At 69.0% G+C, this 13,507-nt stretch carries 19 protein-coding genes; 10 read left to right on the forward strand and 9 right to left on the reverse strand.

Annotated elements, in window-relative coordinates:
* Positions 1-96: 96 nt before the first annotated feature.
* The 3 genes from FB547_RS23920 to FB547_RS23930 all read left to right on the forward strand — a co-directional run bounded on the left by FB547_RS23920 (position 97) and on the right by FB547_RS23930 (position 1,681).
* On the forward strand, positions 97-381 hold the full coding sequence (locus FB547_RS23920; protein WP_145746146.1) for a DUF427 domain-containing protein: 285 nt from the start codon (positions 97-99) through the stop codon (positions 379-381).
* Positions 378-1,130 (forward strand): 2OG-Fe dioxygenase family protein, encoded by a 753-nt coding sequence (locus FB547_RS23925; protein ID WP_145746147.1) that lies wholly within the window; start codon positions 378-380, stop codon positions 1,128-1,130. The genes FB547_RS23920 and FB547_RS23925 overlap by 4 nt, the downstream gene beginning before the upstream one ends.
* 107 nt (positions 1,131-1,237) lie before the next feature.
* Positions 1,238-1,681, forward strand: a complete 444-nt coding sequence (locus FB547_RS23930) for a universal stress protein (RefSeq protein WP_015866434.1) — start codon at positions 1,238-1,240, stop codon at positions 1,679-1,681.
* Here FB547_RS23930 and FB547_RS23935 read toward each other — a convergent pair.
* Complete coding sequence (locus tag FB547_RS23935; protein ID WP_145746148.1) at positions 1,665-2,342, reverse strand: RluA family pseudouridine synthase; 678 nt, start codon at positions 2,340-2,342, stop codon at positions 1,665-1,667. The genes FB547_RS23930 and FB547_RS23935 overlap by 17 nt on opposite strands.
* A gap of 173 nt (positions 2,343-2,515) precedes the next feature.
* On the opposite strand from FB547_RS23935, the gene FB547_RS23940 reads away from it, so the two are divergent.
* Positions 2,516-3,709, forward strand: a complete 1,194-nt coding sequence (locus tag FB547_RS23940) for an MFS transporter (RefSeq protein ID WP_145746264.1) — start codon at positions 2,516-2,518, stop codon at positions 3,707-3,709.
* Between the two features lie 18 nt (positions 3,710-3,727).
* Here the strand turns inward: FB547_RS23940 and FB547_RS23945 are convergent, their stop codons facing one another.
* Genes FB547_RS23945 through FB547_RS33370 form a run of 3 tightly spaced genes read right to left on the reverse strand, consistent with a single transcriptional unit; the run spans position 3,728 to position 4,466 of the window.
* Positions 3,728-4,009: a 2Fe-2S iron-sulfur cluster-binding protein gene (locus tag FB547_RS23945; RefSeq protein ID WP_145746149.1), complete on the reverse strand. Its 282-nt coding sequence runs from the start codon at positions 4,007-4,009 to the stop codon at positions 3,728-3,730.
* A complete protein-coding gene (locus FB547_RS23950; protein WP_145746150.1) occupies positions 4,006-4,320 on the reverse strand; it encodes a VF530 family DNA-binding protein in 315 nt (104 codons plus the stop codon). Before FB547_RS23950 ends, FB547_RS23945 begins: the two co-directional genes overlap by 4 nt.
* Positions 4,317-4,466: a hypothetical protein gene (locus FB547_RS33370; RefSeq protein ID WP_015866429.1), complete on the reverse strand. Its 150-nt coding sequence runs from the start codon at positions 4,464-4,466 to the stop codon at positions 4,317-4,319. Before FB547_RS33370 ends, FB547_RS23950 begins: the two co-directional genes overlap by 4 nt.
* A gap of 93 nt (positions 4,467-4,559) precedes the next feature.
* Between FB547_RS33370 and FB547_RS23955 the strand changes: the two genes are divergently transcribed.
* A complete protein-coding gene (locus tag FB547_RS23955; protein ID WP_145746151.1) occupies positions 4,560-5,078 on the forward strand; it encodes a GNAT family N-acetyltransferase in 519 nt (172 codons plus the stop codon).
* A gap of 100 nt (positions 5,079-5,178) precedes the next feature.
* Complete coding sequence (locus FB547_RS23960; RefSeq protein WP_145746152.1) at positions 5,179-6,087, forward strand: DUF808 domain-containing protein; 909 nt, start codon at positions 5,179-5,181, stop codon at positions 6,085-6,087.
* A gap of 34 nt (positions 6,088-6,121) precedes the next feature.
* Here the strand turns inward: FB547_RS23960 and FB547_RS23965 are convergent, their stop codons facing one another.
* Both FB547_RS23965 and FB547_RS23970 read right to left on the reverse strand, forming a co-directional pair.
* Positions 6,122-6,325 (reverse strand): hypothetical protein, encoded by a 204-nt coding sequence (locus tag FB547_RS23965; RefSeq protein WP_145746153.1) that lies wholly within the window; start codon positions 6,323-6,325, stop codon positions 6,122-6,124.
* A 30-nt stretch (positions 6,326-6,355) separates the two neighbouring features.
* Positions 6,356-7,543, reverse strand: a complete 1,188-nt coding sequence (locus FB547_RS23970) for a YncE family protein (RefSeq protein ID WP_145746154.1) — start codon at positions 7,541-7,543, stop codon at positions 6,356-6,358.
* A gap of 101 nt (positions 7,544-7,644) precedes the next feature.
* Between FB547_RS23970 and FB547_RS23975 the strand changes: the two genes are divergently transcribed.
* The 3 genes from FB547_RS23975 (at position 7,645) to FB547_RS23985 (ending at position 9,272) form a co-directional block, all read left to right on the forward strand.
* Positions 7,645-7,917, forward strand: coding sequence for a DUF2164 domain-containing protein (locus tag FB547_RS23975; protein ID WP_145746155.1), 273 nt, complete (start codon positions 7,645-7,647; stop codon positions 7,915-7,917).
* 73 nt (positions 7,918-7,990) lie between these two features.
* Positions 7,991-8,416, forward strand: a complete 426-nt coding sequence (locus FB547_RS23980; protein WP_145746156.1) for a hypothetical protein — start codon at positions 7,991-7,993, stop codon at positions 8,414-8,416.
* A 58-nt stretch (positions 8,417-8,474) separates the two neighbouring features.
* A complete protein-coding gene (locus FB547_RS23985) occupies positions 8,475-9,272 on the forward strand; it encodes an enoyl-CoA hydratase/isomerase family protein (protein WP_145746157.1) in 798 nt (265 codons plus the stop codon).
* Positions 9,273-9,288: 16 nt separating this feature from the next.
* Here FB547_RS23985 and FB547_RS23990 read toward each other — a convergent pair whose 3' ends face one another.
* Together FB547_RS23990 and FB547_RS23995 are read right to left on the reverse strand one after the other, a co-directional pair.
* Complete coding sequence (locus FB547_RS23990; RefSeq protein ID WP_145746158.1) at positions 9,289-10,392, reverse strand: M14 family metallopeptidase; 1,104 nt, start codon at positions 10,390-10,392, stop codon at positions 9,289-9,291.
* 37 nt (positions 10,393-10,429) lie between these two features.
* Positions 10,430-11,761: an MFS transporter gene (locus FB547_RS23995; protein WP_145746159.1), complete on the reverse strand. Its 1,332-nt coding sequence runs from the start codon at positions 11,759-11,761 to the stop codon at positions 10,430-10,432.
* A 133-nt stretch (positions 11,762-11,894) separates the two neighbouring features.
* Between FB547_RS23995 and FB547_RS24000 the strand changes: the two genes are divergently transcribed.
* Positions 11,895-12,800, forward strand: coding sequence for a LysR substrate-binding domain-containing protein (locus tag FB547_RS24000; RefSeq protein WP_145746160.1), 906 nt, complete (start codon positions 11,895-11,897; stop codon positions 12,798-12,800).
* On the opposite strand, the gene FB547_RS24005 is transcribed toward FB547_RS24000, so the two are convergent.
* Entirely contained in the window at positions 12,801-13,463 is a 663-nt protein-coding gene (locus FB547_RS24005; RefSeq protein WP_145746161.1) for a glutathione S-transferase, read from the reverse strand.
* Between the last annotated feature and the right edge of the window lie 44 nt (positions 13,464-13,507).

The raw sequence follows: 13,507 nt of genomic DNA on the forward strand, positions 1-13,507 counted from the left end.
ATCGTCCGCCAAACGCAACGGGCACAATACCCTTCCCCGCGCGGCCCCGCACCCGCCAAGTGCGCCCCCCGCCACCCCCGTTGGAGTGCAAAGACCATGAAAGCAACCTGGAACGGCGTCACCATCGCCGAAAGCGACGACACCGTGCTTGTTGAAGGCAACCACTATTTCCCGATGAGCTCGCTCAATCGCGACCATGTGACCTTCAGCAACCACAAGACCACCTGCGCCTGGAAGGGCACGGCCAGCTACTACTCGCTGCTGGTCAATGGCGAGCTCCACACCGACGCCGCCTGGTACTACGCCGACCCGAAGCCCGAAGCCGAGGAAATCCGCGATCGCGTGGCGTTCTGGAAGGACGTGAAGGTCACCGCGTCGTGACCACGGCCGCATTCGCCCCACCATTCATCCGGCCCGCCGAGCTGCAGGCCGCGCTGCGCGAGCAAGGCTATGCCGTGTTGAGCCCGCAAGGCGTGAGCGACTGGCTGGGCGTGCCGCTTGCGCAGCTCGAGGCGCTGCATGCCGACTGGAACGATCTCCCGCCGGATGAATACCTGAAGGACGGCGGGCGCTATCGCACGCGGCGCCACGCCTGCTTCACGGTCGAAGGCGATTCGGTCGCGCAGGCGCCGCACCGCGCGCACTGGCAGCCGGTCGAATACAACGCGCTGCATGGCGGCATGCAGCGATGGTTCGCGCCCATGCATGAAGCCACCGTGGCGCAGCCGGCCTGGCAGCGCCTGCTGCAGCGCCTGGGCGAAGCCGCGAGCGGCATGCGCGGCGCAGCGGCGGCGCAGCCCTGGTTCGTCGAGGCGCACCAGTTCCGCATCGACACCGCGGGCGGCATCGGACGGCCCACGCCCGAAGGCGCGCACCGCGATGGCGTCGACCTGGTGGCGGTGGCACTGGTCGGGCGCAGCGGCATCAAGGGCGGTGAAACGCGCGTGTTCGAAGCCAGCGGCCGCCGCGGCGAGCGCTTCACCATGACCGAGCCCTGGACGCTGCTCCTGCTCGACGACGCGCGCGTAATCCACGAGTCCACGCCGATCCAGCCGCTCGAGGAGGGCGGCGCAGGCTGGCGCGACACGCTGGTCGTCACCTGCCGCGCCGGAGGTTTCCAGGGGGATTGATCCCGCTGGCTTGAGTCCTACAGCCATCGCCCGGCGCAGAGGTTAAATTCGGGGCCCGGCCCGGTTGCGAGCCGCGCCTGTCCGCGAACGAAAAAGTGAGGTCCGCCATGTTCAATCACATCCTGGTTCCGATCGACGGCTCCGAAACTTCCATGCTCGCGGTCAGCAAGGCCAGCGGCCTGGCGCTGGCGTTCGGAAGCCGCATCACGCTGATCCACGTGATCGACAACTATCCCTTCATCGGCGTGGGTGCGGACTATGCGCTGGGCCAGAACGAATACCTGGCCGCAGCCACCGCGAGCGCGAATGCGGCGCTCGCGCGCGGCGTGGCGGCGCTCGCCGCCGAAGGCCTGCACAGCGACCAGCGCGTGATCGACGGCCACGTGGTGCACGAAGGCATCGTCGACACCGCCATCGCCATCGCGGCTGACCTGATCGTGATGGGCTCGCACGGGCGCAGCGGCATCGAGAAGCTGCTGCTGGGCAGCGTCACGCAGCGCGTGCTGCAGGACGCGCCGATGCCGGTGCTCGTGGTCAAGGGCGGGCTGTAGGAAAAGAGGCGCCGAAGAAGTCCGGCGGGCTCTGCAGGCACAAGGCCTGCTGCGTGACCGGATGCACGAAGCCCAGCTCGCTGGCGTGCAACAGCAGGCGCGGCGCACGCGCCTGGACGTCGGCATTGCCGTAGAGCGCATCCCCCAGGATCGGATGGCCGATCGACAGCAGGTGCACGCGCAATTGATGCGAGCGCCCCGTGAGCGGCTCCAGCAGCAGGTGCGTGGCCTCGGTCTTTCCATCCGGCGCTGAAGACGAAGACAGCGCACGCCAGCGCGTGAGGCTGGGCTTGCCGGCCGGGTCCACCTTCTGCAGCGGACGGTTGGGCCAGTCGGCCATCAGCGGCGCATCGATGACCGACCATTCCTCCTGCACCGGCAGCGCGCCGTCCACGATGGCCTCGTAGCGCTTGTGCACGCGGCGCTCGGCAAAGGCGTCACCGAGCGCCCGCTGCATGGCGGCGCCGCGCGCCATCAGCACCAGGCCGCTGGTCGCCATGTCGAGCCGGTGCACGACCAGCGCGTCGGGCCAGCGCCGCATGGCGCGCGCGCTCAGGCAGTCCTGCTTGTCTTCGCCGCGCCCGGGCACGCAGAGCAGGCCGGCGGGCTTGTTCAGCACCAGCAGGTGGGCGTCTTCGTGGATGAGGTCGATGTCCGGCATAGGTAGACGGGAGTGTAGGGAGCAGAGCCCGCGTTCACTGCTGCACCTTGGCGCTGCGCTCATGCGAAGCTCATGAAGCCTCGGCTATCCTCGAGCAGATGTCCGGCCCTGCCTCCCCCGTTCCCGCTCCCGTTTCCCCGGGCTTCACCGAACTCCGGCGCGAGCGCGCGTTCATGCAGATGTGGGTGGCGCGGCTGTTCGGCACGGCGGCCTCGCAAATGCTGCTGGTGGCCATCGGCTGGCACATGTACGAGCTCACCGGCAGCGCCTGGGACCTCGGGCTCGTGGGCCTCTACCAGTTCGTGCCTGCCTTGCTGCTCGCGCTGCTGGCCGGCCATGTGGTCGACCGCCACCATCGCGGCCGCATCGTGGCGGCCTGTTTTGCGGTGCAGGGGCTGGTGGCGCTGGTGCTGCTGCTCGCGGTGGTGCAGCGCTTCGACACGCGCGGCCTGCTGCTGGGGCTGTCGCTGGTGCTGGGCGCGGTGCGGGCCTTCCAGATGCCGGCGCAGCAGGCGCTGACGCCATTGCTGGTGCCGCCCGCCATGCTGCCGCGCGCCATGGCTTTCAGTTCGGCCGGCATGCAGGGCGCGATCATCGGCGGGCCGGCGCTCGGCGGCCTGCTGTTCGTGGCCGGCATGGCGGTGGTGTATGGCGCCAGCGTGCTGTGCTTCGCGGTGGCCTGCGCGCTGGTGCTGCGGCTGCGCTATGCCTACACGCCGGCCGCGCGCGAGCCGGTCACGCTGGCCACGGTGTTCGCGGGCGTCGATTTCATCTGGAAGCGCAAGCCGGTGCTCGGCGCCGTCTCGCTCGATCTTTTCGCGGTGCTGCTGGGCGGCGCGGTGGCGCTGCTGCCGATCTACGCCAAGGACATCCTGCACACGGGGCCCTGGGGGCTCGGCCTGCTGCGCGGTGCGCCGGCCGTGGGCGCGCTGGCGATGTCGATCGCCCTCACGCGCCGGCCCATCGAGCGCAACATCGGCCGCACGCTGCTGATGGCCGTCGGGCTCTTCGGGCTCTGCATGGTGGTGTTCGGCATTTCGCGCAGCTTCATCGTTTCCCTGGTTGCGCTGGCGGTGTCCGGCGGGGCCGACATGGTCAACGTGGTAATCCGCCAGACCCTGGTCCAGCTCGAGACGCCCGATGCGATGCGCGGGCGGGTGAGCGCGGTCAATTCGATCTTCATCGGCGCGAGCAACCAGCTGGGCGAATTCGAGTCGGGCGCCACGGCGGCGCTGCTCGGCCCGGTGGGCTCGGTGGTGGTGGGCGGCGTCGGAACCATGATGGTGGCGCTGGGCTGGTTCAAGCTGTTTCCATCGCTGGCGCAGCGGGACCGGCTGGTGGTCGCGATGCCCGCGGCGGCCAAGTAGAGCGCCGCGCCGCGGCGGTCAGAAGACCGAAAACGCCAGGGGCGCATCGATCGTGAGGTCGCTCTGCGCCTCGGCCACGCAGGGCAGGATCCAGCCCTCGGCCTTTTCCTCGGCGCTCAGGCCGGGCCATTCGATGATGTGGCGGATGGATCCCGACACCAGCTGGCAGATGCAGGTGCGGCAGGTGCCGTTGCGGCAGGAGCTCGGCATCTCGATGCCGGCCGCCTCGGCCGATTTCAGCAGCGTGGTGCCGGCCTCGGCGTCGAAGCCGAGGCCCGACGGTTCGAGCCGGACCCTCATCGCTGCGGAGGCTGTGGTTGCTGCTGCTGCGGCTGCTGCTGCTCGCGGCGCTGTTCGCGCAGCATGAAGAGATAGAGGCTTTCGACCTTCTCGCGCGCCCATGGCGTCTTGCGCAGGAACTTGAGGCTGGAGCCCACGCTCGGGTCGATGGCGAAGCAGCGGATCGGAACGAGTTCGCCGAGCCGCTCCCAGCCGTAGTGATCGGCCAGCGCCGTGACGATGGCCTCGAGCGTGAGCCCGTGCAGCGGGTTGCGGGGCTGGGCCGGCTTGGCGGGCGCCGGGGCCGGCCCGGCGGGGGCCTCGTCGGTCACTTGTTCTTGAGCTTGCCGCGCGGGATCACCGCCGTGGTGATCGTGCGCACGGGTTCGATGCCGCCGGTGCCCACCGGCTTGGGCGGCGAAGTGTCCTTCTTCGGTTTCTTGGCTTCCTTGTTTGCGCGCTGTTGACCCTTGGCCATATCGACTCCTTTTGATGCTGCGTATGCGGCGTAGTAGCGGGCAGTTTAGCGGTGCGGCGACAATACGCAGTTCCTTTTGATTTCCCCGCATCCATGTCAGATCACGAAGTTCGCCCCGCCACCATGCGCGACGCCAAGGCCGTCGCCGAAGTCCATGCCCTGGCCGCCAAGGCTGCCTACGAAGGCATCCTGCCCGAAGAAGAGCTGCGCGTGCTGGCGCCCACCTCGCGCGAAGCCAAATGGCGCGAAGCCATCGAGTTCAGCGAGCCGCAGGTGCAGGTGGCGGTGCAGGACGGAGAAATCGTCGGCTTTGTCGGCTTCGACCGCTCGCGCGATCCCAAGACACCGTCCACCACGGGCGAGATCTGGGCCCTGTACGTCAAGCCCGAGCATTGGGGCCAGGGCATCGGCGTCGCCCTCTGGGACGCCGCGCGCGAAGGCCTCGAGGAAGAGGGCTGCACCACGGTCACGGCCTGGGTGCCCATCCGCAATGACCGCGCCATGCGCTTCTTCGAACTCGCCGGCTTCAAGCGCGAAATGAAGACCGCCAAGACCACCGCGCTGGGCACCGTGCGGGTCGAAGAGATCCGCCTCAAGCGCAGCGTCGCCTGAAGCCTGACGCCCGACGGCCGCCCGCGTACGGGTATTGCCGGCGCGCGCCGCGGTTGCGGCTAAGCTCGCCGCTTCTTTTTTCCCCACACCGACCCTTGCCATGGCCACCAGCCTGCTTCTGCTGCTCGACGACATCGCCACCGTCCTGGACGACGTCTCGGTCCTCACCAAGGTGGCCGCCAAGAAGACGGCCGGCGTGCTCGGCGACGACCTTGCGCTCAATGCGCAGCAGGTCTCGGGCGTCAAGGCCGACCGCGAGCTGCCGGTGGTCTGGGCGGTGTGCAAGGGCTCGTTCGTCAACAAGCTCATCCTGGTGCCCGCGGCGTTGGCCATCGGCACCTGGCTGCCCTGGCTGGTCACGCCGCTGCTGATGGTGGGCGGTGCCTTTCTTTGCTTCGAGGGTTTCGAGAAGCTCGCCCACAAGTTCCTGCACAAGCAGGAGCACGAGGCCGACACCGCGCGCCATGAGCGCGCCGTGGCCGACGAGGCCGTCGACGTGGTGGCGGCCGAGAAGGACAAGATCAAGGGCGCGGTGCGCACCGACTTCATTCTGTCGGCCGAGATCATCGCCATCACGCTGGGCACCGTGCAGGGCCAATCCTTTGTCACGCAGCTCACCGTGCTTGCGGGCATTGCGCTGGTCATGACCATCGGCGTCTACGGCCTGGTGGCCGGCATCGTGAAGCTCGACGACGCGGGCCTCTACCTGAGCCGGCAGGCGGGCAAGGCCGCGCAGGCCCTGGGCCGCGGCATTCTCGCGGCCGCGCCCTGGCTCATGAAGGCGCTGTCGGTGGCCGGCACCGCGGCCATGTTCCTGGTGGGCGGCGGCATCCTGGTGCACGGCGTGCCGGCCCTCGGCCATGCCGTGGAAGACTGGGCCAAGGCCACCGGCGGCGTGTTCGGCGCGCTCGGGTCGATGGGGGTGAATGCGGGCATCGGCATCGTGGCGGGCGCCATCGTGCTGGCGTGCGTGGAACTCGCCGGCAAGCTGCGCGGCAAGAAGGGCTGAGCCCCGCCGGCTGCAGGGCCGGCCCATTGCCGCTCTATTTGCCGCGCTGGAACAGCCCGACCGCCACCAGCGCCACGCCCAGCACCAGCGCGAACCAGCCGACCAGGTACGCACCGGCCACCATCTCGAACCAGCGCGTGCCCTGCAGGAAGCGCGGCGCCAGCAGGACGGCGGCGCCGATCACGAGGCAGAGAATGCCGCGCTCGAGCGTGCGGAGTTGTCGTTTGGGTTGCGCCATGGCTTCTTCGCTTGGGGATGGTGGGTTGCGTCAGTGCGACATTGTCCCGCGCATTGCGGCCGGATGGCCCTGCAGCGGGAACGACTTGCCCGTGGGCACCAGCGTGTCGCCGTCCACGCGCAGGATCGTGATGTCCTGGTCGATGAAGTTGCCCACGTAGAGGTACTTGCCGTCGGCGCTCCACACGGCGCCTTCGGGCAGGCCGCGCACCACCACCTCGTTGGCGCGCGTGACCTTCTTGCCATCGATCTTCAGCAGCACCACCGAGCCGTTGCGGTTGTAGAAGTAGGCGTTCTTCGCCGAGTTGCTGCCGCGCAGGATCACGACCACCGCATGCTTGCCGGTCGGGCTCACGGCCAGGCCCTCGGGCCCGTCGCCGACCACCACCTTGTCGACCACGCGCGGCGGCGCCGCTTCGAGGTCGATCACGCTGACCGTGTCGACCTGCCCGTCGGAGGCGCCCGAGCTGCCGTTGTCGGCCGTGAGCGCGAGCTTGCCGTCGGGCGTCACGTCGACGTTGTAGGGCCAGAGGCCGGCCGCGAGGTCGACCTTGTTGTAGCTGACCTTCTCGCCGTTCACCTCGAGCAGCGCGATCTTGTGGCTGGTGAACTTGGCCGCCAGCGCGCGCTTGCCGTCGGGCGTGAAGCGCACGTGCGCCACCGAATCGCCCATGGCGACGGTGTCGATCAGCGTCACCTGCTTGCCCGCGATGCGCAGCACGCTGACCGAGTTGTCGGCGCGGTTGGCCACCAGCGCGAGGTTGCCGGCGCGGTTGATCGACAGGCCCGAGGGCTGCTTGCCCACGGTGAGCGTGTCGAGCAGCCTGGGCGGGGTGGTGCTCAGGTCGAGCACGAAGAGGCGGTTGTCAGGCACCTGCCTGCGGATGCCGTTCTCTTCCACCACGTTGAGCGAATTGGCCACCAGCGCCAGCGTTTCGCCGGGGGTGATCGCGAGGTTGACGGGCGGGCCGGCGATGGTGTTGTCCAGCTGCAGGCTGCCGACCAGCCTGGGCGCCAGCGGATCGGTGCCGATGTCCAGCACCTGCACCGTGTCGCGCCCCATCGGCGCGAGGATCACGGCGCCGGCGTCGCTCCACGACTGCTTCTCGTCGTTGGCCACCAGCATCAGCTGGCGCTGGGGCACGGTGGGGGTCAGGTTCGTGCAGCCCGTGAGGGCGGCCAGGGCAAGCGCGGCCAGTCCGGCTGGATGGAATTTCATGAGGCGGTCTCCGTGTTGTAGGTCTTTGTGCGGCGGGCCGCAGGCGCCCGCAGCGCATGGTAGCGGCACAATCGATCGATCCACCATCGAGAGCGGCACGCATGACCATCGAGATCTCCAAGGAAGCCCGCCAGCAGGCGATCGCGTCGATCGAGCGCTACTTCAACGAGAACATGGAAGAAAAGATCGGCAACATCGCGGCCGGCGCGCTGCTCGGCTTCTTTCTTGAAGAGGTCGGCCCCATCGTCTACAACAAGGCCGTGGCCGACGTGCAGGAGCGGCTGCAGTCGCGCATCTCGGAGGTCGATCTCGAAGTGCACGAGGACGAGTTCCAGTACTGGCGCAAGTTCGAACGGCAGAAAAAGAGCCGGTAGCCTGCGCCGGGCGTCGTGCGCACGCATCGTCCGGCGTTCAAAGATGCTTCCAAACGTTGCAGAATCCCAAGCCATGCAACCACACCGTCCCATTTCGCGTTTTGCGCCTTCTTCGCTGCTGCGCACCCTTGCCGCCTTGCCGCTCGTCCTGGCCGCTTCCCTCGCGGCTGCCCAGCAGGACCCGGCGTCGTTCCCGCTGGATTCGGTCGGCTACCTGAACGAGGAGCTGCCGCGCATGGAGGCTGCCATCGCCGCCAGGGACCGCAGCTTCTTCCACGGCGCGATGGCCCGCACGGTGGAGTTCTCGGAGCGCTGGGGCTTCAAGGCGCAGGCCAATCCCGACCTGGCCAAGTACCCGATGTGCACCGAGGCGGTGATGGACTACGTGGTCGTCGGCATGTGCAGGCTCAATCCCGCGAGCGACGGCTGCGAGCCCGGGCTGGCGCCGCGCTTCGAGGCGAATGTGCAGCGCTGCCGCGAGGTGGCGGCGCGAAAATAGGCGTCCCGTCCTTCGACGCCAAAGAAAGTCCCCGCAGGCGCTGCGGGGCGGAGACACCATGGACTACTCCCGCTACCAGACCCTCGCCATCACGCGCCGCGGCGCCAACGGCGCGGTGCTCGACATCCAGATGCGCGCGGCCAACGGCAAGCTGCCCACGGCCGGCCACGACGGCCATCGCGAACTGGCCGAGATCTGGCGCGACGTGGCGGCCGACGACACGGTGCGCTGCGCGGTGCTGAGGGGCGAGGGGCTGGGCTTCTCGGGCGGCGGCGACCTGGCCATGGTGCAGGACATGACCACCGACGACGCGGTGCGCCAGCGCGTCTGGAAAGAAGCCCGCGACCTGGTCTACAACATCATCAACTGCGACAAGCCCATCGTGAGCGCAATGCACGGCCCGGCCGTGGGCGCGGGCCTGGTGGCGGGGCTGCTGGCCGACATTTCCATCGCGAGCAAGGACGCGAAGATCGTCGACGGCCACACGCGCCTGGGCGTGGCGGCGGGCGACCATGCGGCCATCGTCTGGCCGCTCCTGTGCGGCATGGCCAAGGCCAAGTACCACCTGCTGCTGTGCGAACCGGTGAGCGGGGAAGAGGCCGAGCGCATCGGCCTGGTGTCGCTCGCGGTGGACGAGGCCGATCTGCTGGCGCGTGCCTACGAAGTGGCCGACCGGCTCGCCGCCGGCAGCCAGAGCGCGATCCGCCTCACCAAGTACGCGCTCAACAACTGGCTGCGCCAGGCCGGGCCGACCTTCGACGCCTCGCTGGCGCTCGAGTTCATGGGCTTCGCGGGCGCCGACGTGCGCGAAGGCGTGGCTTCGCTGCGCGAGCGGCGCGCGCCGAACTTCGGCTGAAGTTCGGCCCGCTGGGTCAGGCCTTCTTCAGGCCTTGCAGCGTCTGCAGCAGCACCACGCGCGTCTGCCCCAGCACCATGCCCTTCCATTCGTCGTTGTCGCAGTAGAACGCGTCGCGCAGCTGCTGGCGGATCTCGCGCCTCTGCGCTTGCGGCGCTTCGGGGTGGCGGCGCAGCCAGGTGTCGGCGCGCAGGCGGGTCAGCACCTCGCCGTCGGGCAGCGTGCCGAACTCCAGGCCCATGGGGGCGACGCTCGCGTTCGGGCATTCGTCGTAGGCAATCGATACCACCGGCCCCGACACGTCGGCCGAGGCCGAGTCGCCGGCAAAGGGCGCGAACACGTCGGCACCCCACCAGGCATGCGCCTGGGCGAGGTCGGCCGGCGCATTGCGGCCCGGGTAGATCTTTTCGCCGTGTCCGTAGGGGCCCAGGCCGGTGTGGATGTCGATCCAGCCGATGTGCGTGGCCGACGCGGCGTAGCTGCGCAGGATTGCGCGCATCGTGCGGTTGCTCCACGAGGGCGCTGTGCCGCCGTAGAAGAGGCCGTCGGGCGAGCTGTACTGGCCCCTCGTGACGGCCGCGCGGAAAGCGCGCATGCCGTGCTTTTCGACATAGGCCGCCATGGCAGCTTCGTCGGCGGGTGTCGGCGGCCAGGTGGCGGGCAGCACCAGCGGCTCGACCTCGGCGTACTCCGCATTCACCGGCAGCGGCGCGCCGAAGTCGATGTGGTTGCGGTTCAGGTCGATGTTGTCTTCGTTGGTGCGGTGCAGGTGCGAGAAACCGTGCGGGTTAACCGCGTGCACAAGCAGCAGCGCCACGCCCGCCTGTTCGAGCCGGCCCAGCAGGTCGGCGTCGTTCAGCGTGGCCACCTGCGCGCCCGAGCCGCAGAAGCCTTCGGGGCCGTGCGTGCCCGAGGTGATGAGCAGCAGCTTCTTCGCGTTCCTGGTGCCGATCAGCGCCACGTCGGTCGCCAGTTCCTCGCCGAGCGCGCCGCGATGCGTCGGCAGCACGAAGGATTCGACCGCGGCGCCGCGCATTGCCGCGGCATCGAGGAACTTGGCGCGCGCTTCGGCGTAGGTGCCCGAGAAATGACGGGTGGCGGCAGTGGAGGGGGTGTGCATGGGGGCTCCTGTGCGTGGATGTCGTGAGTGTTGTTCGTCAGGCGGCTGCGTGTGCGCCGGCCGCATCGATGTCGCGGCCCGTGTGGTCGCGCAGCCAGACGAGGCCGAGCAGCGACACCACCGTCATCGCCACAAGGTACCAGGCCGGCGCGAGCTTGCTGCCGGTGGCATTGAGCAGCCAGGTGCTGATGAAGGGCGCAAAGCCGCCGAACAGCGCCACGCCCACGCTGTAGACCAGCGACATGCCGCTCGCGCGCACCGCCTTCGGGAACATCTCCGGCAGCATCGTGATGCCCGGCACCGTCTGGACCACGAGGCCGACGCTCAAGACGCCGAGCACGATGAACAGCACGGCAGGTGTCGGCGAGGCGTTGAGCCACAGGAAGCCCGGATAGATCAGCACCGCCAACGCCATGCGGCTCCAGAGGATCAGCGGCTTGCGCCCGACCACGTCCGACAGCCGCCCCACCAGTGGCGCCAGCGCGAACGAGATCAGGCCCGTGAGCGCAGCGCCGAACAGCGCCACCGAGGGCGTGAGCCCGAGTTCGCGCACCGCATAGGTCGGCATGTAGAAGGTCACCACATAGGCGGCCGTGGTGCCGCCGACCAGCGAGAGAATCGCGGCCAGCACCGTCCGGCCGTGCCGCGTGCAGACGATCTTCAGGCTGCTTTCGCGCGGCGCGACGGCTGCCTCCGGCGAGATGTGCAGCGACTCCTCGAGGTGGCGGCGGATGTACATGCCCACGGGTGCGATCAGCATGCCCAGCACAAAGGGCACGCGCCAGCCCCAGCTCTGCATGGCCTCTGGCGTGAGCGAGAAGCTCAGGCCGCCCACCACCACGGCGCCGAGCATCACACCCAGGCCCTGGCTCGCGAACTGCCAGCTGGCCATGTAGCCGCGGTTGGCCGGCGTGGCGTGCTCGACCAGCAGGGTGGTCGATGCGCCCACCTCTCCGCCGGCCGAGAAGCCCTGGATCAGCCGCGCCAGCACGATGACGATGGGCGCGGCTACGCCGATGGCCGCATAGGTGGGCGTGAAGGCGATCAGCGCGCAGCCCAGTGCCATCAGGAAAATGGTGAGCGTCATGGCCTTCTTGCGGCCCGCTCGGTCGGCGTACGCGCCAATCACGATGCCGCCCAGCGGCCGCATGATGAAACCCACGCCGAAGCTCGCCACTGTGAGCAGCAGCTGGCCGTAGGAATCGAAGGTCGGGAAGAACAGCTTGCCGATCACCAGCGCGAGAAAGCCGTAGACGGTGAAGTCGAAGAACTCCAGGCCGTTGCCGATGGTGGTGGCGACGATGGTGCGGCGCCGGCTGGCGCTCGTGGCGGCGGGGATCGCGGAGTTCGCGGGGAAAAGGGCGCTCATGTCTCTCCAGTGTCTTGTTGCAATGGCAGGCCGGGGGAAGTGCCTGATCGGCGTCGGATGCTAAAGAGTGGGTCCGCTGCTGAAAAGACAATAATTGGGCGATGACGATAACTTTTGGTTGTCATTCCCTCCGATGAAACCCAATCAGCTGCATGCCTTCGTGGCCGTGGTCGAGCAGATGAGCATCCGCGCTGCGGCGCGCGTGCTGGGGCTTTCGCAGCCCGCGGTGACCAAGATCGTTCGCGAGCTGGAGCGCGAGGTGGGCGCGCCGCTGGTGGAGCGCAGCGTCAAGGGCGTGCGGCTCACCGAATACGGCGAGGCCTTTGCGCCGCGCGCGCGGCTGCTCCTGGCCGACATGCGGCGCGCACGCGACGAGATCGCGCAGATCCGCGACGGCGTCAAGGGCACGGTATCGATGGCCGTGAGCGCCTCGTTCGCGCTCACGGTGCTGCCCGTGGCGTTCAAGGATTTCCACACCCGCCTGCCCGCGGTCCATGTGCAGTTCAGTGAGGCCGTGCTGCCGATGATGCTGTCGCGGCTGCGCGAGGGCTACCTGGACTTTGCGGTGGCCCATGTGGTGCCCGGCACGCTCGACGCGGAGTTCGAGGCGCTGGAGCTCTTTCCGGTGCAGCTGGTGATCGGCATGCGCGAGCGGCATCCGCTGCGCGCGAGCCGGTCGCTGCGCGAGCTGTACACGGCCGAATGGATACTGCCCGGCGACGGCGACCACTTCAGCGGCCGCGACACGATCTCGCCGCTGCTGCCGCTCGGCCTGCCACCGCCAGCACGCGTGATCCAGGGGCAGTCGGTCACCGTGGCGCTGGCACTGGTGGGCACCATGGACCTGATCGGCATGTTCGTGGAGCCGCTGGTGCGCCTGACCTTCAAGCGCCACGGCATCCGCCGGGTCGAGGTGGAGGAGCCGCTGCCCGTGCTCAGCGTGTGCGTGATACGCCGGCGCGGCCAGTTGCTGACGCCGGCCGCGCGGCACTTCGTGGAGTGCATCCAGCGCGCTTCCTTGGCTGCGATGAATGCCTGATCAGGCCGGCGGGTAGGCGGCACCCGCTTCGCCCGGAACCCAGGGCGCGTACTTGTGCATCGCACGCTCGAACAGCGGCGAGGCGGTCCAGCCCGCGAGCCAGGCGCGCAGCAGCGGCCAGGGCTGGCTCTCGAACCATGCCGGCTCGACCATCGCGAACTGCCGCACGAAGGGCATGACGGCGGCATCGGCCAGCGCCGCCCGCGCGCCGAAGAGCTGCGGCCCGGCACTGGCGAGCCGAGCTTCCAACTGCAGCAGGAACTGCGCACCCAGCTCGCGCGCGCCGCCGGCGGGCGCGTCCGCGAAGCGGCCCGGGTATTTGTAGCGGTCGAGCTGCGGCTTGAAGTGGTTGTCGCATGCGGCGACGAGCACGAGCATGCCGTCGAGCGTGCCCGCCTCGGGCGCGAGCCAGCGCAGCGGATCGTTGCGGCGCAGCGTCCACAGCATGATGTCGAGGCTCTGCTCCAGCACGGTGGCGTCGGGCAGCACGAGCACCGGCACCGTGCCCTTGGGCGAGGCGGCGAGCATTTCTTGCGGCTTGTTCTTCAGCACCACTTCGCGCAGCTCGCAGCGCTCGCCGCTGGCGGCCAAGGCCAGCCGGGCGCGCATCGCGTAGGGGCAGCGGCGAAAGCTGTAGAGGATGGGCAGGCGAGGGTCTTGCATCGAGCGCAGGAGTCTATGCGCGCGGCAGCGCCGGTGGAAGACCG

Source organism: Variovorax beijingensis, from assembly GCF_007828835.1.
Classification (GTDB): domain Bacteria; phylum Pseudomonadota; class Gammaproteobacteria; order Burkholderiales; family Burkholderiaceae_C; genus Variovorax; species Variovorax beijingensis_A.